This window comes from Paenibacillus xylanilyticus, from assembly GCF_047246825.1.
GTDB lineage: Bacteria > Bacillota > Bacilli > Paenibacillales > Paenibacillaceae > Paenibacillus > Paenibacillus xylanilyticus_B.
The window spans coordinates 1,612,812-1,635,743 of the sequence record NZ_JBFOLB010000001.1; the positions used below are offsets into that span (position 1 = coordinate 1,612,812).

At 46.6% G+C, this 22,932-nt stretch carries 20 protein-coding genes; all 20 read right to left on the reverse strand.

Features of this window, described 5'->3' with window-relative positions; translation table 11 throughout:
- Nucleotides 1-31: 31 nt before the first annotated feature.
- Nucleotides 32-799 carry a DUF3388 domain-containing protein gene (locus AB3N00_RS06930; protein ID WP_110822581.1) on the reverse strand — a complete coding sequence of 256 codons (768 nt, stop codon included), beginning with the start codon at nucleotides 797-799 and terminating at the stop codon, nucleotides 32-34.
- A 187-nt stretch (nucleotides 800-986) separates the two neighbouring features.
- The gene (locus tag AB3N00_RS06935; protein ID WP_175396015.1) at nucleotides 987-1,250 is read right to left on the reverse strand and encodes a DUF3243 domain-containing protein; all 264 of its coding nucleotides are present in this window, start codon (nucleotides 1,248-1,250) and stop codon (nucleotides 987-989) included.
- A gap of 123 nt (nucleotides 1,251-1,373) precedes the next feature.
- On the reverse strand, nucleotides 1,374-2,123 hold the full coding sequence (gene ymfI / locus AB3N00_RS06940; RefSeq protein WP_413033917.1) for an elongation factor P 5-aminopentanone reductase: 750 nt from the start codon (nucleotides 2,121-2,123) through the stop codon (nucleotides 1,374-1,376).
- Between the two features lie 23 nt (nucleotides 2,124-2,146).
- Nucleotides 2,147-3,427, reverse strand: a complete 1,281-nt coding sequence (gene yfmH / locus AB3N00_RS06945; RefSeq protein ID WP_413033918.1) for an EF-P 5-aminopentanol modification-associated protein YfmH — start codon at nucleotides 3,425-3,427, stop codon at nucleotides 2,147-2,149.
- Nucleotides 3,428-3,431: 4 nt separating this feature from the next.
- A complete protein-coding gene (yfmF, locus tag AB3N00_RS06950; protein ID WP_413033919.1) occupies nucleotides 3,432-4,712 on the reverse strand; it encodes an EF-P 5-aminopentanol modification-associated protein YfmF in 1,281 nt (426 codons plus the stop codon).
- A gap of 130 nt (nucleotides 4,713-4,842) precedes the next feature.
- On the reverse strand, nucleotides 4,843-5,670 hold the full coding sequence (gene sleB, locus AB3N00_RS06955; RefSeq protein WP_413033920.1) for a spore cortex-lytic enzyme: 828 nt from the start codon (nucleotides 5,668-5,670) through the stop codon (nucleotides 4,843-4,845).
- A gap of 187 nt (nucleotides 5,671-5,857) precedes the next feature.
- A complete protein-coding gene (locus AB3N00_RS06960) occupies nucleotides 5,858-8,587 on the reverse strand; it encodes a DNA translocase FtsK (protein WP_413033921.1) in 2,730 nt (909 codons plus the stop codon).
- A 90-nt stretch (nucleotides 8,588-8,677) separates the two neighbouring features.
- Complete coding sequence (locus tag AB3N00_RS06965) at nucleotides 8,678-8,908, reverse strand: YlzJ-like family protein (RefSeq protein ID WP_175396021.1); 231 nt, start codon at nucleotides 8,906-8,908, stop codon at nucleotides 8,678-8,680.
- Nucleotides 8,905-9,612 (reverse strand): ClpP family protease, encoded by a 708-nt coding sequence (locus AB3N00_RS06970; RefSeq protein ID WP_246310890.1) that lies wholly within the window; start codon nucleotides 9,610-9,612, stop codon nucleotides 8,905-8,907. The genes AB3N00_RS06965 and AB3N00_RS06970 overlap by 4 nt, the downstream gene beginning before the upstream one ends.
- Nucleotides 9,613-9,892: 280 nt before the next feature.
- Nucleotides 9,893-11,572: a ribonuclease J gene (locus tag AB3N00_RS06975; protein ID WP_175396023.1), complete on the reverse strand. Its 1,680-nt coding sequence runs from the start codon at nucleotides 11,570-11,572 to the stop codon at nucleotides 9,893-9,895.
- A gap of 472 nt (nucleotides 11,573-12,044) precedes the next feature.
- Nucleotides 12,045-12,920 carry a 4-hydroxy-tetrahydrodipicolinate synthase gene (dapA, locus tag AB3N00_RS06980; protein WP_413033922.1) on the reverse strand — a complete coding sequence of 292 codons (876 nt, stop codon included), beginning with the start codon at nucleotides 12,918-12,920 and terminating at the stop codon, nucleotides 12,045-12,047.
- Between the two features lie 45 nt (nucleotides 12,921-12,965).
- Nucleotides 12,966-14,183: an aspartate kinase gene (gene dapG, locus AB3N00_RS06985; RefSeq protein ID WP_413033923.1), complete on the reverse strand. Its 1,218-nt coding sequence runs from the start codon at nucleotides 14,181-14,183 to the stop codon at nucleotides 12,966-12,968.
- A 417-nt stretch (nucleotides 14,184-14,600) separates the two neighbouring features.
- Nucleotides 14,601-15,197, reverse strand: coding sequence for a dipicolinate synthase subunit B (locus AB3N00_RS06990; RefSeq protein WP_175396026.1), 597 nt, complete (start codon nucleotides 15,195-15,197; stop codon nucleotides 14,601-14,603).
- Nucleotides 15,194-16,093 carry a dipicolinate synthase subunit DpsA gene (gene dpsA, locus AB3N00_RS06995; protein ID WP_413033924.1) on the reverse strand — a complete coding sequence of 300 codons (900 nt, stop codon included), beginning with the start codon at nucleotides 16,091-16,093 and terminating at the stop codon, nucleotides 15,194-15,196. The genes AB3N00_RS06990 and dpsA overlap by 4 nt, the downstream gene beginning before the upstream one ends.
- Nucleotides 16,094-16,236: 143 nt before the next feature.
- Entirely contained in the window at nucleotides 16,237-16,683 is a 447-nt protein-coding gene (gene dut / locus AB3N00_RS07000; RefSeq protein WP_175396028.1) for a dUTP diphosphatase, read from the reverse strand.
- On the reverse strand, nucleotides 16,643-17,926 hold the full coding sequence (locus AB3N00_RS07005) for a M16 family metallopeptidase (RefSeq protein ID WP_413033925.1): 1,284 nt from the start codon (nucleotides 17,924-17,926) through the stop codon (nucleotides 16,643-16,645). The genes dut and AB3N00_RS07005 overlap by 41 nt, the downstream gene beginning before the upstream one ends.
- 96 nt (nucleotides 17,927-18,022) lie before the next feature.
- Complete coding sequence (locus AB3N00_RS07010) at nucleotides 18,023-19,018, reverse strand: polysaccharide deacetylase family protein (protein ID WP_413033926.1); 996 nt, start codon at nucleotides 19,016-19,018, stop codon at nucleotides 18,023-18,025.
- 178 nt (nucleotides 19,019-19,196) lie between these two features.
- Entirely contained in the window at nucleotides 19,197-21,299 is a 2,103-nt protein-coding gene (pnp, locus tag AB3N00_RS07015; protein ID WP_413033927.1) for a polyribonucleotide nucleotidyltransferase, read from the reverse strand.
- A 231-nt stretch (nucleotides 21,300-21,530) separates the two neighbouring features.
- Complete coding sequence (rpsO, locus tag AB3N00_RS07020) at nucleotides 21,531-21,800, reverse strand: 30S ribosomal protein S15 (RefSeq protein ID WP_056700672.1); 270 nt, start codon at nucleotides 21,798-21,800, stop codon at nucleotides 21,531-21,533.
- Between the two features lie 159 nt (nucleotides 21,801-21,959).
- Nucleotides 21,960-22,898: a bifunctional riboflavin kinase/FAD synthetase gene (locus tag AB3N00_RS07025; RefSeq protein ID WP_413033928.1), complete on the reverse strand. Its 939-nt coding sequence runs from the start codon at nucleotides 22,896-22,898 to the stop codon at nucleotides 21,960-21,962.
- Nucleotides 22,899-22,932 lie beyond the last annotated feature (34 nt).

A 22,932-nucleotide genomic window follows, 5' to 3' on the forward strand; every position in this document is an offset into this window, starting at 1 on the left:
TGCTATCTATTCCATGATCCCGTACGGAGCCTTACAGTTCGTCGGTGTAGCTGGCCGTAAACGTATCATAAATAATTTCTTCGTTTGGATTGTTCCGAAGTTCAATAATAATATCAAAATTATTATAGTCATATTCCGATTCCTGCACAAAAATATCAGGATGCTCAATGACTTTGGTGCTCGGCATCGTCATAATATCCTGCAATAAGTTATAATGCCTTTCACTTGAACGAATCGTACTTACAATACCATCAATGATGAATACATTGTTTGGGTTCATTTCGTCCTCGGAGAGCTGACTCCTTATCGTTTGACGAAGCAAGGTCGACGAAACAAACGTCCATCGTTTCATCGCACAGACACTGCCCGCGATAATCGATTCCGTTTTGCCGACACGCGGCATTCCCCTTAGGCCAATCACCTGATTGCCTTCCCTTTTAAATACTTCACCCAAAAAGTCGACCAATAACCCAAGTTCATCCCTTGTGAAACGAAAAGTTTTGCGATCGTCCGAATCGCGGTCAATATAACGACCATGACGCACGGCCAAAATATCCACCAGCTTAGGTTGACGCAAAGCCGACACAGTGATGCTGTTCACCTTTGCAAGCATTTCGCCGAGCAAACGGATCTTTTCATCGTCATCGGATTCGAGCAGCATGCCCCGGGTTTTGCCTTCCACACCGTTAATGGTCAATATATTCACTTCAAGCATCCCAAGCATGGAGGCAATATCCCCCAGCAAACCAGGTCTGTTCTTATGTATTTTATATTCCATGTACCATTGTTTAGATTCCATTTAAACACCCCGTAATGCATTATTCCACATTATTCGACAGCAGCAGAACGTGTCCACAGGACAACGAACTGAGACATCTTCTAAAAATGGGTCACGTTAATGATATATAAAATGAAAATGAATTACAAGAACAGGTCTGTAATCATTAGAGAAAAGCCCCCTTGCGGGAGCTTTCCATCGGTGCAGCTTATGCGTTTTGTTTGGCCAGTTTGACCATCAGGCGCGCAATCGTACGACGCTCTTCTGCATCGCCGACATCCCAGATCTCTTTCAATGCCCGGTTGGAATGGTTCGCAGGATCCACTTTCTCATCCAGAAAGTCACCAATCTCATACGCAAGTTTGTTGATGGTTTCTTCATTCATCCCCATCTTCTCTGCTTGCAGTACGCGATCACCCAAGAACTTCTTCCATGTATCAAAGCTGCTGAGCACCGTTTTTTCTGTTGACATGATAAATCCTCCTTAGCTGACGCATGAGATTTAAAATCAACAGTTGTAATATGTGCCTGCCGGGCAATTAATATACAGGATAAATTCCCCAGATGACAAATAAACGGTCAAACTGCCTCTCTTTTACGTAAGCCAGCCTCCATTGGGGCTAATGATCTGGCCGTTAATATAACCGGACTCCGGCAGAGCAAGAAAATAAACCAGAGAGGAAATTTCATCAGGCTGAGCAAGTCTCCCAGCAGGAATTTCCTCTTCCAGCATTTTCATTTCATCCTGATCCAGATGATTCAGCATCGAAGTCTGAACCGCCCCGGGAGCAACTGCATTTACAGTAACTCCGGATGGGGCCAGTTCTTTGGCAAGAGCCTTCGTAAATGCATTTACGCCACCTTTAGTGGTGGAATACAGCACCTCACAAGATGCACCCGATAGCCCCCAGATGGAAGATACGTTAATGATTCGCCCGTATCTTTGCGAGATCATGTGTGGCATCATGATCTGAGTACACAAGAACGTGCCTTTCAGGTTAATCGCCATCACTTCATCCCAGATTTCCTCTGTCACGTCGGATAAGAGACCATAATGCGAAATGCCTGCGTTATTGACCAGAATGTCAGGCAATAATCCATGTGACTCCAGTTTTTCACGCATGCGTTCAATTTGTTCACGGCTGCGAAGATCGGCAGACACGGTCATCACTTTGCCACTGCCCTTTTCCATGCATCTTCTGGCGGCTTCGTTGGCGGCTTCATGCGATTTCATATAGTGAATAACCACATTCATACCGACCGTTGCAAAACGCTCTGCAATGGCAGCTCCTATACCTCCGCTCGCTCCAGTAACGAGTACTGTCATATCTCCAATCGGCTTCATTTGTCCTGTTCCCCTCTCCATGTTTACGGACTCACGACAAGCGATACAGCCAGTTGATCCCAGCGAATATGCTCTTCCAGTCTACGGTTTACTTCTTCCAGCGTGATTGATTCATATATGGGAATCATGTTGAAGAAATCACCGCCACGAAATTGCTCACGAGTAAATTCATGCGCAATATTTTCCGGAGAGTTAAGCATACGCAGATAACCACCTATTTTCTTTTTGCGTGCACGCTCAAAATCCGAAACTTCAAACCCCTTCTTAACAATAGCATCGACCTCTTCACGTATGCGGGCAAGCAGCAGATCCGGGTCTTTTGTATCACCGCCGACGACGGAGAACGCATACTGCGACGAACTGATGTATTCATGACCGAAGCTATCCGAGATGAGATCCTCATCATACAACTTTTGAAACAACGTCGTACTTGAACCAAACAAGAGATCCAGCATTAATTTGGTCGTCATGTCGCGTCGCAGCAGGTCTTCTCCCGAGAATCCAACCTCGGTTTCCTTAAAACCAAAAAGACATTTTGGTAAAGAAACCGCCAGCCTCGCTTCTCTTCTTGCTTCCACCACTTGTGCCGGCTCCGGCTCAAATATCCGTTTGATCTCGCCTTGAGGTTCGTAGTTTTTCTCCGCCTGGTTCGAACGAACCATGTCCATCACTTCCTGCGGATTTACTCCACCCACAACAAACAAAAGCATGTTGCTTGGATGATAAAACGCGTTGTAACACGTGTACAGTGTCTCTTTTGTAATCGTGCCGATGGATTCCACCGTTCCTGCAATATCAATGTGGACTGGGTGTTTTTGGTACATCGCTTCGATTAATCCAAAATAAACACGCCAGTCCGGATTGTCGGCGTACATATTAATTTCCTGGCCAATAATACCTTTTTCCTTGTCCACATTCTGGTCAGTGAAATAAGGATTTTGCACAAAGTTGACTAATGTTTGTATATTTTCGTTTACATTTTCTGTGGCCGAGAACAAATAAACCGTCTGATCGAAACTGGTAAAAGCATTGGCAGAAGCTCCATTAGAAGCAAAAGTTGCAAAAATATCACCTGTTGGCTCCTCGAACATTTTATGTTCCAGAAAGTGAGCAATTCCGTCGGGAACCTGCACTTCTTCTTGACCTTCGACCTGAAAATGATTGTCAACAGAGCCGTATTTGGTTGCAAACGTGGCAAAGGTTTTCTGGAATCCGGGTTTAGGCAATATATAGACATGCAGCCCGTTATCCATCACTTCGTAGTACAGCGTTTCCTGCAGATGTTCGTAATGTATGCTCTCCACTAGCTTATACCCCCTTCTCATCCCGCAAGAAGTAGATCGTGTCCAGACGGAATTGTTCTGCCGCCTCACGAACGTTTTCTTTGCTGATTTGCTCAACCTGAGCCAGCAGCTCGTCAGCAGTTCGCTCTTTGCCTGATAATTGACGATTAAAATCATATGCAATCATCTCGAAAGCGGAATCCTGCATTTCTTTCAGCAAATTGCAGATCATCGCCTTGGTCTGGGACATCTCCAGATCACTAATGGTTCCATTCTTCATTTCATCTAACTGCTGCTTGATGATCGTAACGGCTTTCTCATAATTGGGAATTTCAATTCCGGATTGGATCGTAGCAATGCCTTTATGTCCGTCATACCGGGAAGAAGCATAGTATGCAAGACTCTCCTTTTCACGAACATTGACGAACAATTTCGAATGTGGGTACCCTCCCAGAATGCCGTTGTACATTAACGCTGCTGCATATTGTGGATCACCATAAGTGATGGACGTGCGAAGTCCCATATTCAGCTTGCCCTGATTAACATTCAAGCGTTCAACAACAGTCTCCACTTCTTTGTCACCGAGCATGGCTTTGTGGGTCTCATAATCAACGGCATTGGTACGTTCAACATGAAAATGTTTTTGCACCAGATTTTCCACTTCTTCAAGTGTCGTATCACCAACAACATAGAGATCCATACTTGCCTGCTGCAGCCAGATCTGATAAGCGTCAGTTAGCACATCGGGTTCAATTCCTGGTAGATCCTTACGCTCACCCAGCGCATGCAGGCGGTATGGCTCGTTTTTGCACATTTCCTCAATGCAGCGCTCTGCTGCATAGCGCATTTTATCGTTAACAACGGACTCCAGCTGTTTGCGAACAGTCTCACGCTCTGCTTGTACATAGGAAGTCCGGAAATGGCCATTTTCAAGAGCAGGCCGAGTGAGCACTTCACCCAGAAATGCAAAAGAGCGATCCAAAAGCTGCTCATCCCCGCCAACAAATGAATCGTTTATGGTATCCATCCGGAATTGTACGATTTGATAGTCTCCACGTTTGTATACGTCAAAACCAAAACCAGCTCCATACAAATGCTCCAGCTGCTCACGAAACTCCGTTGTTTCCGGATAGGACTCCGTTCCACGGCGAAGAACAAATGGCGTAAGGGCAACTTTGGTGACCGTATCTTCTTGCAGTGGGACTCCTGCATACAATGAGATAGCAAAAGTCTTGAAACGTTTGGTGGGCAAAACATGGATACGAAACTCCTTTTGGTTGCCCCGTTCAAATCCTGATGTATTCAAATGTCAAAACCCCTTTACGGCGTCATTTGTTATGCAATATGTCGGTATAGCTCAAGCGTAACAACCATTTTAACCCATGCAAAAGGCAAGAAGCAACCGAAGACACGTCTTCTGGTTGCTTCCAACATCATCACATACAAAAGATATGCTGACCGATTGTTTTCACCTGAGGACGGGTCCAAATCCATTTGGATGTAGCCGTCTTGGGATTAAAGTAATAGAGGCATCCGCCTGATGGGTCCCAGCCATTCATCGCCTGTTCAACTGCCTTACGGGCTTGGGCATTCGGTTCAAGATAAATCTGACCATCAGCAACGGCCGTAAATGCACCGGGCTGAAAAATAACACCGGATGGTGTATTGGGAAAACTCGGAGATTTGACGCGATTCAATATGACGGCCGCTACGGCAACCTGACCTTCAAAGGGCTCTCCGCGGGATTCGCCATATACCGCATTGGCCATGATCTTAATTTCATTCTCTGACAGACCCATCGAATTCGCTGAGCCCATATTGTCCTGTTCTTTATCGGCGTTAGTGTTTTTGTCGTCACCCCCGCCAGACGATTCCTTATGCAGCGGTGGCTCAGTTGGAGACCATTGTTTGGTTGCATTGTACAGCTTCAGCTTGGTTTTGGCCCCAACCACACCATCCGCCTTCATGCCAAATTCAGATTGAAACCATTTTACGGATTTTAATGTGCTGCTGCCAAAGTTACTGTCGATTTTACCATTGTAAAATCCCAAATACTTCAGTCTGCCTTGAAGTTCGTATACATCCTGACCATAGCTTCCATATTTCACGGCGTTGCTGCTGAAGGTGGGCAGAGACTGCTCCTCCACCTGCGGTATACTTTGTTGCGAACTTTCGGTTGCCGATTTGTCAGGAAGCAAATAACGTATTCCCAATGCGGACATCAGCAAAATAGCAGTGAAAAGCCATATGTTCATTTTTCGCATCGACTGTGCTCTACCTTTCTCTTGTGGGATTAACAGAATCGCTAACGTTATTATGACAAGCCTGCTTGCTTCCTATGCACCAAATCCCCCGAACATTGGACAACATGGCAAACTTCAACGCGAATTGATAACAAAAAAGCCCCAACTTTATAGTTAGGGCTTCACTAGTTACGTATTCAATTTCAAATTAAGAACTTATTTTGTTTTGCTGATATTGTTCCAGCGAGATCAAAACTTCCCTAGGTTTACTGCCCTCATAAGGACCGATCACTCCACGAGCTTCCATCGAGTCAATCAGGCGTGCAGCACGGGTGTACCCCACCCTCATCCGCCGCTGAAGCAACGATACGGAAGCTTGCTTCGCTTCCAAAATGATTTGCACAGCCTGTTCATACAGTTCATCCTGTACTTCGTCTGCCGCTTGAACGGAATCGTCCACTTCGGGCACAATGGATTCATCGTACTGGGCCTCACCTTGTCCACGCACATAATTTACAATATTCTCAACTTCCTCATCACTCATGAAAGCTCCCTGCACACGTACCGGCTTGGAAGCACCCATCGGCATGAAAAGCATGTCCCCACGGCCCAGCAATTTCTCTGCGCCACCCATGTCCAAGATTGTCCGGGAATCCACTTGTGAAGACACACCGAACGCAATCCGGGAAGGAATATTGGCTTTAATGACACCAGTAATGACATCCACGGAAGGCCGCTGTGTCGCAATAATCAGATGAATTCCGGCTGCACGTGCCATTTGGGCGAGACGGGCAATGGCATCTTCCACATCACCTGCTGCAACCATCATTAGATCAGCAAGCTCGTCCACAATAACTACGATGTACGGCAAAACTGCGGCCGGATTGTCCTTCATCAGGTTATTATAGCCTTCAACATTACGTGTACCCGATTTGGAGAACAGCTCATATCTTTTCTCCATCTCAACCACAATTTTTTTGAGAGCCAATGAAGCTCTCTTGGGATCTGTTACGACAGGAGCCATCAGGTGTGGGATGCCGTTGTATACATTAAGTTCGACCATTTTCGGATCGACCATCAGAAACTTCACTTCATCCGGTTTTGCTTTGTACAGGATACTTGTGATAATTCCGTTAATACAAACCGATTTACCAGAACCTGTAGCACCTGCAACAAGCAAATGGGGCATACGTGCGAGGTTGCCGATGATGGTCTGCCCGGAAATGTCCCGTCCAAATGCAATAGTCACTTTGGATTCTGCATCCTGGAACGTTGATGTTTCCATAACCTCACGCATCGTTACAACTGAAACTTCACCGTTAGGTACTTCAATCCCGATGGCCGACTTACCAGGAATCGGCGCTTCCATCCGAATATCCTTGGCTGCCAATGCCAGTGCGATATCGTCGGTCAAACTCACAATTCGACTAACCTTCACACCAATATCCGGTTGAATTTCATAGCGTGTAACCGCTGGTCCTCTAACCACTTCAAGCACTTTCGCTCGAACACCAAAACTCTCGAGTGTTGCTTCAAGCTTACGGGCTGTCTGCATATAATCTTTCTGATCCCCGCCCTTGCCTCCATTGTTTGGCTTCGCAAGAAGACGGAACGAAGGAAGCTTATATGGCTTCGGAGGCGGAGGAGGCGGTTTAACTGGCTCCTTATCCTGGCCTTCGACATGTTCACTGTTCAACCCTGTAGGGGCATCGTTTGAGTCAGTTTGTCCGCCCGGGTTGCTTTCCATCTCATTCAGATCATCCGGGCCAGCTTCAGATACAGGCCATTCCGCAGTATCCACCAGCTCATCACTAATCTTAATCGGTATATCGTCTCCCTGGGTGTGATCCGAAATATCATCAGGGAAAGGATACGCGTCATCCAGATCATCATCCTTGACGTTATCCTCCGCTCTGACATGTTCGAAGAAATCACGGATGATTGGAGCAGAACTGGCCTTGGGTTGGGAAGCTCCTCCCACTGGGCTCGGAACATCCGAAACGAACGCCGGCTCTTCATTCCATGACTCTGCAAAATGATCTGAATCCGCACGATACACAACCTCTTCAGAAGAGATGGACTCCTCCTGCTCCCTCTCCCGGGCAGTCTTGGTCGTTTCCCGATCCGCTCCCCACTTCCCGAACAATTGAAAGAAGATAGGCGCTTTTCGTTTCGGCAGCTGCATCTCTTCCATGTCATCCTCTTCATCTTCCTCGATATCTGCAGGAACAGGGACTACCTTACGTGCCGCACTACCTTTTTTCCCAGAAGATGTTGCAGAAGAGCGCGCAGCCGGTCTCGACTCTAGTTTTTTATAGATTGAGCTGCCTGCATCCCAAACCTTGGTCCTGAAAATGCGCACCAGATCAACATAGGACAGACTGGTAATCAGCATAAAACTGATAATGAACATCACGATCATGATCAAACGCGCACCCAAACTGCCAAACAGCCATAAAAACAGAGCAAATTGAGCAGCTCCGATGTAACCGCCACTTATGTCCTTATTTAGCATCGAATCATGCTCACCAGGCGCAGGCTGTAGCAGCTCGGTCTGCATATCATTATGTACTTGTGTAATAACCGCCCCCGGCTCAAGAGCACCAACAGGAAGAAGTTTCTGATGCATTGCAGATACGGTACTCATTAAGGTTAAGGCAAACACCAGAAGTACAAGTCCTGTCTTGCGTGTTGTCCAGCCGCTTGGCCATTTTCGGTGAATCATCACCATTAACCCGTAATAGATCCCGATCAACGGAATAGCAAAATAGAATTTTCCGAGCAACAACCCGAACATTTTGGATAATGAACGCCCTACCGTTGCTTCACCGGATAAAGCGATAACGGCAAGGGTAATCAGCACAATTCCGTATATTTCATATTTTAAAACGCCGCTAAACGCAGCGCCTTTTTTCTTCTTCTTTTTTCTTCTGGCCAAAATCAGGTCACCCCCAGAAGAATATTATACCATACAAATATAATCCGTACATATGTTCTTTTCTTGCCCAATTTGTCTTTTTTCGTCGTGTTATGTTGGTCCCGCGTTACCTGAAAGTGGAACCTTGGCGCCAGGCATATTGGCAGGGTTCAGATATGCTTCAAGCGGGCAGTCAAGCAAACGCACAATGACAGCTTCACTCTCACTAACTGGTCTGACCTGCATCAATAAACCATTAACCTTGACTTCACGGGTATCCTCCCCTTCATTCCACATCCCGGACCAGAGATGCTCAGGTGGCATTACGGTATACATGGTCATTGTGTAAGCCCTCCTGCCTGCAGAGTCTGCCTCTTATCTCCCATAAGTTTATTCAACTGGGCAATGGCTTGCCCAATGCCGCCAACCGCGTCCATTAATCCATATTTGACTGCATCGGCACTTCCTACTGCTGTCCCGATATCTCGATTCAATTCCCCCGTCTTGAACATGAGTTCCTTGAACATCTCTTCCGAGATATTTGAATGTGTTGTGACAAAACGAACGACACGTTCCTGCATTTTTTCCATGTATTCAAACGTTTGTGGTACTCCAATGACAAGCCCGTTCATCCGGATGGGATGAATCGTCATTGTTGCACTACCGGCAATTAGCGAATAAGTAGAAGCCACTGCGATAGGAACACCAATGCTATGTCCTCCCCCAATGACTACAGTAACAGTCGGTTTGCTCAGAGAAGCGATCATCTCGGCTATTGCCAGACCAGCCTCCACATCTCCGCCCACCGTGTTCAAAATAATCAATATGCCCTCAATACGGGGGTTTTGCTCGGCAGCAACCAATTGAGGGATAATATGTTCGTACTTGGTCGTTTTATTTTGCGGAGGCAGAATCAAGTGTCCTTCAACCTGCCCAATAATCGTCATACAAAAAATATTAGATTCCCCCGCAGGCGATTGCGTCTGTCCAAACTGCTGAATGGCCTCTGTAACCGGAGACAATCCTTTATCATCTTGCACAGGCATGTTCGGAGTCTCCACCTCGGGTTGATTCGACTTGGAGGTCTGTTTACCGTTTATATACTCACTCATTATGTTAATCCCCTTCCCCAGAACCATTTTAATGTATTCCTTAGTATGGGGAAATTGCCAGTCTACTTATACCCATTAGATGCCAAAAGCCTCGCAAAATCCTTGCAGAAACCGTAAAACAACAAAAAGCCCCTTATCTACGAGGAACCGTCCAATATTACTCGTAGATAAGAGGCGACTGTGTGCCTGAATATATGATTGTTTCGTGTATTTATTAAACTTCCATAATGATTGGCAAAATCATCGGTCTGCGACGAGTTTGCTCATAAAGGAAGCGACCCAGTGCATCTTTAACATTGGTTTTGAGTGAAGCCCATTCGTTTACATTCTCACTCATCAACTTTTGCAGGGTGCTGCTGACAATACGGTTTGCTTCATCAAGCAATCCTTCAGATTCCCGTACGTACACAAATCCGCGGGAAATGATGTCCGGACCGGAAACAATTTTGCCATCCTGTTTGCTCAGCGTAACAACAACGACAAGAATACCATCTTGTGATAACAGTTTGCGATCACGCAATACGATGTTACCCACGTCGCCTACACCCAATCCGTCGATCAGCACGTTACCTGCTGTAACTTTACCCGCTTTGCGTGCTGCTCCACCTTGAATTTCCACCACTTCACCGATATCCGTGATGAAAATGTTATCCGGATCAATGCCTACAGATTCAGCAAGAACCGCGTGGCGGCGCTGCATACGGAATTCTCCGTGAATCGGCAGGAAAAACTTCGGCTTCATCAGGTTAAGCATCAGCTTAAGCTCTTCCTGGCTACCGTGACCGGATACGTGTACGCCGCTGTTCGCGCCACTGTAATGAACATTAGCTCCAAGACGGAACAGTTCATCAATGGTACGGCCGACGTACTTCTCATTACCCGGTACTGGTGTTGCCGCGATAATAACGGTGTCACCAGGGAGAATATCTACCTTGCGGTGAGTCGAACGAGCCATTCGGGTCAACGCAGACATTGGCTCTCCTTGGCTTCCTGTGCAAAGAATAACGACACGGTCAGCAGCCATTTTGCCTACTTCTTCAGGCTCAATGATCATGCCATCCGGGATTTCAAGGTATCCCAGGTCAGAAGCAATGCCTACAACATTGACCATACTGCGTCCAATGACTGCCACTTTGCGGCCCGTCACTTCAGCTGCATTGATTACCTGTTGAATCCGATGTACGTTGGAAGCAAAAGTAGCTACAACAACACGTTGGCTCGCTTTACGGAAGATATCTTCCAGAACGATCCCCACATTTTTCTCGGAAGGCGTAAAGCCCGGTTTCTCAGCATTGGTACTGTCTGACAAGAGTGCAAGTACACCGTTTGTACCGATCTGTGCCATACGCTGAAGATCTGCATATTGACCATTAACGGGTGTGTGGTCGAATTTGAAGTCACCTGTATGAACTACAGCACCTTCTGGTGTTTCAACACATACACCGACGGAATCCGGAATACTATGGTTAGTAGCAAAGAATGTTGCTTTTAATACTGAGCCGAGTTGAATCTCGGAATCAGCATCAATCAGAATGCGCTTCGTTTCACCCAGCAAGTTGGCTTCCTTCAGCTTGTTTTCCACAAGTCCGAGTGTAAGCTTGGTTCCGTATACAGGAACATTAAGGTGTTTCAGAACATATGGCAATCCACCGATATGATCCTCGTGACCGTGAGTCAAAATAATACCTCTTACTTTGTCACGGTTCTCAGTCAGATATGAAATGTCAGGAATGACAATGTCGATTCCAAGCATATCTTCTTCCGGGAATTTAAGACCAGCATCTACGACTACAATGTCGTTAGCGTATTGGATGACGTACATATTTTTACCAATCTCGCCTACGCCGCCCAGTGCAAAAATCATCAGTTTATCGTTGTTATTTTTCTTAGACAAATGAATCTAAACCTCCTATGGTAGTTGGACGTCGTACCTTATTATTTTATTTATTGTAAGTTAGAAAAGTAGTCTCCACATTACAAACCAAAAGATAGGCATGTATGCAAAAGAACACCTTTATTCACGATATTTGGAAGAAGTTCTTCGAAGTAATTCCCCTTCACCAACAAGTTGGATTTGAAATGATTCCTTCTTAGCCGTTCCTTCCCTTTTCACCGCAAAGCCACATCTCGAAACGATGTCGCTTTCAATTTCAAAAAAATACCGCACCCAGTCACTTGACATCATTATACATGATTAAAAACAAAAAAAACAAGTCACTCTGTCGTTAAGCTATAGGTTTCCCTCTAACAGCGAGGATGAAACGACCCAAAAATGCGAAAAAAAAGAACCGCTTCTTCTGGTTGAAGAGCAGTTCCTGTTCGATCTAATATGTTTAAAATTAACAAAATAACGATAATATCTGTGGTTAGTTAAACAGGTCACGAATAAAGTTCTCCTCATCCTCAGTCGGAGCAATAAGAGGAAGGCGAACTGAACCAACGTCCAATCCACGCAAGGTCAGTGCAAATTTCACTGCTACGGGGTTCGGCAAAGGCTGTGGACACTCGAAAAGACCTTTGAATACCGGGAATAACTTTTGATGCAATTGGGTTGCTTTTTGAGCATCTCCCCCGACAAAGAAATCAATCATCTGTTTCATCTCGGCCCCAACCACATGACTGGCTACACTGACAATACCGTAAGCTCCCACCGCCATTGCTGGTAAGCCTGAGGCATCATCTCCCGAATACACCTTGAACTGTTCGGGTGCACCTGCAGCGACCTGTGTTACTTGCTCCAAAGAAGCACATTCCTTCGTAGCCACGATATTCGGCAGCTGAGCCAGGCGAAGTGTAGTGGCAGCAGACAGGTTGGCTGCCGTACGACCTGGTACGTTATACAGCATCACGGGCAGTTTGGTGGAGTTCGCGATGGCTTCAAAATGTCTGAATAATCCTTCTTGGCTTGGTTTGTTGTAATAAGGAACAACCAAAAGGACCCCATCCACTCCGGCACGTTCGGCTTCTTGTGTCAGATGGATCGAATGGGCGGTATTGTTAGACCCTGTTCCGGCAATGATTTTGCATCTTCCGGCAGCATGCTTCACTGCAAATTCAAAAAGTTGCACCTTTTCACTGTCACTAAGTGTAGGAGATTCACCAGTCGTTCCGGAAATCACAAGTGCTTCAGATTTTTGATCTGCAATTAGATAATCTATAAGCCTTGCCGTTTCCTCCCAATGAATCTCTCCTTGTTCGTTGAACGGAGTGACCATTGCTGTAATCAATCTTCCAAAGTCCAATTCGATTTCCTCCTTCAAAACAGGTCGGGCTCCGCTCGCTTCTAATTACAGATGAAGTTCGAATGAGGCATGAAGCGCCCTCAGGGCCTGAACCATATCTTCTTTTTTTACAAGTACCCAGATGGTTGTGTTCGAATCTGCCGATTGCAAAATCTGAATGTCAGCCAGTGTTAACGATTCAACGATTCTGGCCATGATTCCTGGCACACCATTTATGCCACCACCGATAACGGACACTTTGGCACAGCCAGACAGACTCTGAGGTTTAAGACCGATCTCTTGCAAAACTTGAATAGCTTTTTCGGAGTCACTGTCAAACACAGTATAGACGACTCCTGAAGGGGTAACATTAATAAAATCAACACTAATCGAATTTTCAGCCATGGTTTTGAATACTTTCAGCTGCAGCCGATCCGCGCCTCCCGGCACGTCAACTGTGATTTGGGTTACATTGCTTACATAAGCAATCCCGGTCACATAACGATCTACAATGCCTGTCTGCACATCCTGGAATCCTTCCGGATGTGTAACCAAGGTTCCTTCACTATCCGCAAAAGTGGAACGCACTCGTACAGGAATTTGGGATTGCATTGCAATTTCAACTGCACGTGGGTGAATGACCTTAGCCCCCTGATGCGCCATATTACATATCTCGGCATAACTTACAACAGTCAACGGACGTGCATCTTCCACAATCCGCGGATCTGCGGTCAAAATGCCGTTCACATCCGTATAGATATCCACCATCTCCGCATGCAGCGCAGCGCCTAATGCTGTTGCTGATGTGTCACTGCCGCCACGGCCAAGTGTGGTAAAATCTCCACTCTCCGTCTGCCCTTGGAAGCCCGTAACAATGACAACACGCCCTTTTTGAAGTTGCTCCAGCACACGAACAGGACGGACATCCAAAATCCGGGCATTCCCGAAATTGTCGTCCGTCACAAAGCCCGCCTGCGCACCGGTCAGCACGGTTGTGGGGATGTTTTCGTGTTCCAGCAGACTGCTGAGCGTCGTAGCGGATATGATCTCACCACAGCATAACAATAAATCCTTTTCACGTGCAGATAGTGAATTACCATTTTGTGCGGCCCAGTCGAGTAATGTATCTGTAGCATAGGGTTCGCCTCGGCGTCCCATAGCCGACACTACAATGACCAGACTGAGTCCTGCTTCAAGCTCACGCTTAATATGACGGAGCACGTGCTCTCTTGCCTGAACCGTAGAGAGCGACGTGCCTCCGAATTTCTGTACCATGATGCGCATCTTAATTCCTCCATTTGTGTACGCAAGAAGACTGGACACGGTCAAATCAACAAATGGATCAACCTAGGGAGCGTTCCGATGCAATAAATTCAGCAATAATTACGACATTTCATGCCGCCCTTCCCCTGAAGATTGCTCTGGGCAATTCACAAAATGAAGGTCAGTTGTTACCGGATTACGACATGCATATCTCCATGAACGCATCCCGCTTGCCTGGACTTCTGGTGCAAGCAGGAATGCCCTTCAACGACAGGAACGCGTACACGAGTAGCTATTACTGCCCGATGTATCGTCCCCCATGATTTTCTTTGTTTATCGAACCAAGTTCATTTCTTCAAGCGCATAACCGTTATCCTGGAACTTCTCCACTGCGAAATCGAGCTCTATAGCAAACCATGAAACTTGGGTCAACAAATATCAGGCCTGAGCAGAACGCTCCACAATCATTGGCTGCAATTGTTTACCTTCCAGCGCACTCCAGCATGCCTCCGGTATAAGTTCCATTTTTGCGACTAACGAGTTCGGTTTCTTCACCGGATCATCCTGCCCGAACGGTACAAAATACATATATTTCGCTACAAGCAGTTTGGCGATGTTCGCGGCATTTAATCCCAGACCATCATTTGTGGAGATGGCAAGCACCACCGGACGCTGATTCCGCATCTGGGCTTTGGCTGCCATCAGCACTGGGCTATCGGTCATCGCATTAGCCAGCTTGCTTGTTGTGTTCCCCGTGCAGGGCGCAATAACAAGTACATCAAGCAATTTGGAAGGCCCGAGCGGTTCCGCCTCAACAATTGTAGAAATAATATCATTCCCGGTTATATCTTTCAACTGTTTTTGCCAACTCTGAGAAGTACCAAAGCGTGTATCCGTTGTTAAAACCGAATTGGAAATAATCGGAACCACATTCGCACCCTCAGCCACAAACCGGCTAATCACCGGCATAACTTCTTCAAACGTACAATGAGAACCTGTAATAGCATAACCTACCGTTTTTCCCTGCCAGTTCATTGTTCAACCTCCCGTGCGTTTTGTTCTTCCAAAAGCAAACGGATCAACGCGTCGGCAATAATGCCGCCAGCCGTTTTGGGAGCAACAATGCCGGGGAGGCCTGGCGCAAGCATCGCTTTAATACCGCGTTTTTCAGCATACCTGAAATCACAGCCGCCAGGGGCGGATGCAAGGTCAATAATGACTGCTTTTTGCGGCATTCTGGACAGGATTTGTGCTGTGATTATCATAGTCGGTATCGTATTAAAAAGCAAGTCAACTCCCCCGGTTTGAGCGGCCAAATCCGTTGTCATAAAAGGCTTCCAGCCCATTATGTTTGCGCGCGCCGCATCCTCTCCCCGCCTGATTCCCACCCGTACATTTGCCCCGAGACCCTGGAGCGTTTTGGCCATTGTAAAACCCGTTCTGCCCAATCCGAGCACGATACATTCCGAGCCGTGGATCGTGAAGTCCGTCTCCCGAATCGCCATAGCGACTGCTCCTTCAGCTGTCGGTATAGAGTTGTAGAGCGCGATATCATCACGATCCAGCACTTCAACTAGCCGTAAGCCGTTATCCACGCATAACTCACGCAAAAATGGCTTTGCCATTCCCGTAAAAACAATACAATGCTCTGGCAATGCCGCTATCTGTTCTTTTTTCAGGAAAATCGGCAGATCACTGAACGAGGTGCTAACTTTCCCCTGATCATCACATCCAACCACAGGAAGCACCAGCACATCCGCAGAAGCCAACACTTCATCCTCCAGTTCATGATGTTCGATCCCCGGAATGGAACGCTCAAGCTTGTCGAAACCGACCACACTTACCGTGGCATCCAGCTCTGCGCATTTTTGAATGACTTCAAGCTGCCGCGCATCTCCGCCCAGGACTACAATCCGGACTCCGGTCAGCATCGGGACGTCACTCCTTTCACCACATGTATGCCTTATCGTATGCAAGGGCCCACAGGGGGGTGAAAACAATACATGCTTTCCTTTCTCTGAATACAAAAAAAGCCTTCCCACATGGGAAGGCCCTCATTGTCTAAAGCCATTGCTTACTTTCCGGTATGACCGAATCCGCCCTCGCCGCGAACCGTTTCCGAGAGTTCATTTACTTCGGTTAATTCAACAGCCGGCACAGTCTGGAATACGATCTGGGCAATGCGTTCACCACGCACAATCGTGAATGGCTCCTGTCCCAGATTAACCAAAAGCACTTTAACTTCACCCCGGTAATCCGCATCAATCGTGCCCGGTGTATTCAGGCAGGTAATGCCGTGCTTAAACGCCAGGCCACTGCGTGGACGAATCTGTGCTTCGAGGCCGGCAGGCATGGCCATAGCCAATCCTGTCGGGATCAGCGTGCGTTGTCCTGGATGCAGCACAACGTCCTCCTGAAGCGCAGCAACTACATCAAAGCCTGATGCCAGCTCCGACATTTTTTGAGGCAGTTTAATATCTTCATTGCCCGGTAACTTTTGAATTTGAACGTAATGCAACAAAATCATCCCTTCTTAATCCAGCAATCGTGCGATCGGAAGCTCCGACCATAGCGAGCGCAAACGGCTCCGCGAACATCAGGTCAAGTACAGCATCGATGTCATCCATCGTTACTTGTTCAATTTTGGAAATCATCTCATCCAGCGTGTGGTGTCTGCCCAGCATCAGCTCGTTTTTACCGAGACGGTTCATCCGGCTTCCCGTGCTTTCCAAACTGAGGATCAGACTTCCCTTCAGCTGTTCTTTACCTTTGCGCAGTTCATCTTCCGACAGACCGTTCACTGCAAGGTCATGCAGAACCTCTTTGGTCAGATCCAGCACTTCCTTCGTCTGTTTCGGTGCAGTACCTGCGTATATAGTAAACAACCCACTGTCCGCATGAGAACTGTGATAGGAATATACGGAATACGCCAGTCCGCGTTTTTCACGAATCTCCTGGAAGAGTCTCGAGCTCATTCCACCGCCAATGGCGTTGTTCAAAACCACCATGGCAAACTGCAGCGGATCTCCGATTTTACAGCCCGGAAACGAAATACAGATGTGATTCTGTTCCGTTTTCTTTTTGTGAAAGAGCTGTCCACTCTGGAATTTAGGAACGGTAATTTGTTCTGGCGCACCATGAACGTCAAATGATCCAAAATGCTTTTCCATCAAATCAATCACACTGTCATCAATATTACCTGCAATACTAATGACTGTATTTTCAATTGTATAGTGCTCTTTCATATATGCACGCAGATGGCTGGAATCCATCGCTTTAAGGCGTTCCTCCGTACCCAGAATCGGGTAAGCCAGCGGATGTTCTCCATACGCAGCCGTAGCCATCAGATCATGTACCATGTCATCCGGCGTATCCTCGTACATTGAAATCTCTTCCAGGATGACGTTTTTCTCCTTGATGAGCTCGCCATCATCCATTTTCGAACGGAAAAACATGTCGGACAACACATCTACGGCGATAGGCAGATGTTCATCCAATACTTTAGCATAATAGCACGTGTATTCTTTTGAAGTGAACGCGTTCACGTTACCGCCAATAGCATCAAATTCTTCCGCAATAGCCTTAGCATCATAACGATCCGTTCCCTTGAACAACATGTGCTCAATAAAATGTGATACTCCATTGTTAACAGGCTGCTCATTGCGCGATCCTGTCTTGACCCATATACCAAAAGACACGGAACGACAGGTCGGAATCTGTTCCATGACTACCCTGAGGCCATTGCCCAGCTGAATTTTTTTCACGGTTGGCCCTCCTACATCTCTATAATTGCCTTGATCTCCAAGAAAACGAAATCGACATTTGGTTCCAACTGTTTGATATTAACAAAAAAACGCCGCTCACTCAACCGCTGGAGCTTTAATGCGTTCCGAAGATAACGTCTCACTCACTGTACCAAGTACAAGCCCTTTGGCTCGTATCGATTGAATCATGCCTTTCAGTGCTCCCGACGAAGACGCTGTGGGGTGCATCAAAATTAACGTACCTGCTTCCACCTTGGCCTCAATTTTATCTACAATCGAAGCTGAACTTGGTTTTCGCCAGTCTACGGTATCCAGTGTCCAGAGGACCGTTTGCAAACCCATGCTTGACGCGATGTCCACTGTTTTCTGATTAAAGTCACCCGAGGGAGGAGCAAACCAGCGGTTTTCCACCCCTAGCGTTTCCTTGAGCAGATCCTCTGTTTTGCTTATTTCAAGCCTGGCCCGTTCTGCACTCAAACGACTCATGTTTGGATGGGAGTACGCATGATTGGACAGTTCATGACCTCGTTTTTGAATCTCTTTGGCCAAATCGGCATTTTTCTTCAGCCAGCTTCCATCCAGAAAAAAGGTAGCCTTCACCTTCTCGGCATCGAGAGTATCGAGCATTGGGATAATGTACTCATTCCCCCAGGCCACATTGATCATAAACGAAACCATCGGCTTCGCAGGATTCCCCCGATATATGGGATGAGGTCCCAAATCCTTAAGCTGGATTTCCGGCTCAACCTGACGGTAAATATATGAAAGCTTTGTATTCAAGTTCCCACCAAGAGCCTTGCGGTATGTGGCTTCCACATCAATCTCCATGCCATTATATCCTGGTATTGCTTTCCATACCCGATCCACTTTGGCATTGACCGGAGCAATTTTTGTTTCGGCCGCTTTATCCCGGATCGCCGACAACAAGGCATCCTCCCCGGTCGCCTCTTTAAACATGTCAAATGCATTTTGTGTCCCTGGGCCATCACGGATCTCCGTAATGTATGTACGTACACTGCCTACTTGTCCGACCAGTATGACAGCTGCCACACCTGCCAGAACTGCAACCAGCTTTTTGGATTGGTTTTTCACAGTTCCATCCTCCCGCCGTCTTTGTCCCCATCATATGAGGACAAGGGCAAGAATATGAACAAATTCAGGCAGTCTTTCGAAAACCCTTAACGTTATGGAATTTTAGGCGTTAAAAAAAGAGCCAGAAATACACATTCTGTCTCTTCATTCAATCAATCTGTAGAACATACAGCAGGATTTAGGATTGTGCCGGAGCTTCAGCCGTCAATACTGCTTTGCGGGACAAGTTGATCCGGCCTTGTTGGTCAATTTCCGTCACTTTAACGGTAATGGAATCACCAATGGCTACCACATCTTCTACTTTGGCAACACGTTCTGTCGACAGTTGTGAGATGTGGACCAGACCTTCTTTGTTCGGAAGAACTTCAACAAATGCACCGAATTTCTCAACACGTTTTACTTTGCCGACATAAATCTCGCCGACGAGCACTTCACGTACGATTCCTTCGATAATCGATTTTGCTTTATCGTTCATATCCTGGTTGGAAGAAGCGATAAATACACGTCCATCCTGTTCGATATCAATCTTAACACCGGTTTCCTCGATGATTTTATTGATAATTTTACCACCTGCACCGATCACGTCGCGGATTTTATCCGGATTGATATGCATGGTTGTAATTTTAGGAGCATATTGTGACAACTGCTCACGTGGAGTTTTCATCACTTCAGTCATTTTGCCCAAGATATGCATACGACCTTCTTTGGCTTGAGCCAAAGCTTCAGACAAAATTTGACGATCAATACCATCAATTTTAATATCCATTTGAATCGCTGTTACACCGTCTGGTGTTCCCGCCACTTTGAAGTCCATGTCTCCCAGGTGGTCTTCCATACCTTGAATATCACTAAGAATGGATACATGCTCTCCATCTTTGATCAGACCCATAGCCACACCTGCAACCGGCGCTTTAATTGGCACACCTGCGTCCATCATGGCCAGTGTACTTGCACAGATACTTGCCTGTGAAGTCGATCCATTGGATTCAAGTACTTCCGATACCAGACGAATAGTGTACGGGAAGTCCGTTTCCGAAGGAATGACTTTAGCAAGGGCACGTTCACCCAGAGCACCATGTCCAATTTCACGTCGACCCGGAGCACGCAGTGGACGAGCTTCACCTACGCTGAATGGAGGGAAGTTGTAGTGATGCATGAAACGTTTTGTTTCTTCCAAGCTGATTCCGTCCAGAATCTGAACATCACCCAGAGCACCAAGGGTACAAATGCTAAGCGCTTGTGTTTGACCACGTGTGAACAAACCGGAACCGTGAGTACGCGGCAGCAAGGATGTATCACACTCAATTGGGCGAATCTCCGCAAGTCCGCGTCCGTCCGGACGAACCTTATCATGAGTGATCAAGCGGCGCACTTCTTCTTTAACGATATCGTGCAGCACTTCCTTCACGTCTTTGAGCAGTTCAGGCGTTTCAATGTATTTCTCTTCAAAGTGAGCAACAGTTTCGTCATTCACCACATCAATCGCATCCTGACGAGCATGCTTTTCTGCAATTTTAACTGCTTCAACCAGGCGAGCGCTCGCAAATTCGCGAACACTGCTGTTGACTTCAGCATCCACGGTGTGCAGTTTGACAGCCATTTTTTCTTTGCCGGCCACTTGAACAAGTTGTTCAATAACTGCCACAATGTTCTTGATTTCATCATGTCCGAACATGATGGCTTCAAGCATGATCTCTTCCGGAACTTCGTTTGCTTCCGCTTCTACCATCATGATGGCATCCTTGGTCCCTGCAACAACAAGCTCAATCTCACTAACTTCAAGCTGTGCAATCGTAGGGTTAATGATGAACTCACCATCAATACGTCCAACTTTTACGCCACCAATAGGTCCGTTGAATGGTACATCCGAAATGCTCAGTGCAGCCGATGTACCGATCATGGCAGCAATTTGCGGTTCACAGTCCTGGTCAACGCTCATAACGATATTAAGTACTTGTACATCATTACGGAAACCTTCAGGGAACAATGGACGAATTGGACGGTCTGTCAGACGACTCGCGAGAATGGCTTTCTCACTTGGTCTTCCTTCCCGTTTAATGAATCCGCCTGGAATTTTACCTACGGCATACAATCTTTCTTCATAGTTCACCGTGAGTGGGAAAAAGTCCAAATCTTTCGGCTCGCTGGATGCTGTCACGGTACACAATACAACGGTATCTCCGTAAGTTACCTTAACGGCAGCATTAGCCTGTTTGGCCAAACGTCCTGTTTCAAGCACAAGCGTTCTTCCACCAAGCTGCATTTCAACACGCTTTTCCATGAAATCCCTCCTTCTAATCGTTCCTTACACAATGGATTCTGCATTTCATCAGTATTTCCTGCTTGTCCTGCATTCATTAACCTGCAAAACAAAAGCTCCTTGCGGAGCTATCATCTACAAATATATGGCAACATGTTCATCTACAAAACAACCCGGCTGTAAACTCCGTTTGTCCCTCTAATGAGGAATGACGGAAAACAGCCAGGTTGGTTTTGAAAACATGTACGATAATTAACGACGCAATCCGAGTTTCTCGATCAATGCGCTGTAACGTTTAACATCTTTGTTTTTCACGTAAGCCAAAAGCTTACGACGTTGACCTACCATTTTCAAAAGTCCACGACGTGAGTGGTGGTCCTTCTTATGCGTACGCAAGTGGTCTGTCAAACTTCTGATGTTTTCCGTAAGGATAGCAACTTGCACCTCAGGTGATCCAGTATCGGACTCATGAGTTTTGTGCTCGTCGATCAGTTGTTGTTTACGTTCTTGAGTCAATGCCATCCTATTCACCTCCTTCATTATAATCGCCATTAGCCTCGTCACCGCCGGTGAGAGCATGCAACCAAGCCAAGGTTGTCTGTTGTCTAAAACGACAACGTAGTACATTATATCATAGTTGCCTAACTAAAGTAAATGTAAACATCCATTTTACCCAGAACTTTAACTTAAGAGTCGCGCAGCAGTCAAGGCATCTTCACGAATCTGACTGATCAAAGCATCAATGGAGTCAAACTTGCGTTCTGCACGGATGTAGTGAACCAGCTCAACCCGCAACTCCTGATCGTACAAATGCCCTTCAAAATCAAGCAAATGCACTTCAAACGTGGGTTTCATCCCGCTATCGTGGAATGTGGGCTTCACACCTAGATTCATTACCCCTCGCAGCAATTGATCCCCATAATATACACGAACAGCATACACACCTTTTGCAGGTGCCACGTAATGATCCGTCAGTTCAAGATTAGCGGTTGGAAAACCGATCGTCCGTCCGCGTTTCTCTCCGTGAATGACCGTCCCCCTAATGCTGTATGGGCGTCCGAGCCACTGACTTGCTTCATCCATTTCTCCGCGTTTGAGCAATCCACGGATTAAAGAACTGCTGACTTTCTCACCATTGAGCAAAAATGGAGGTACAGTCTCTACAGACATTTGATTACTGCCCAGCGCACGAAGCATCTGTTCATCCCCGGCTCCCTTATGACCAAATCGGAAGTCAAAACCCACGACTGCTGTTTTGGTCTGAAGTGGAAGCAGCAGGTCATGTACAAATTGCTCTGGTGTCAGCTGTGAGAATTCTTCATTGAATTCCACAACATATAACACATCAACGCCCATCTCTGCCAGGATATCTTCCTTATCTCTCAGAGGAGTCAGATAACCTTCGTAATCTCCTTTACGCATGACTTCCTTCGGATGCGGATGGAAGGTCATTACCGCTGCCTGCATGCCCGTTTCACGAGCAATGCGCACAGCAGACAGAATGACGCTTGCATGTCCGAGATGCATTCCGTCAAATTGGCCGATGGCCAGCACCTGCGGCTGTCTACGCAATTCATCGGAATTTAATGTCTGCGGATACGTTAGCATTACGGTTTTCATACAATCAATCACCTGCATTTCACTTGATAGACCA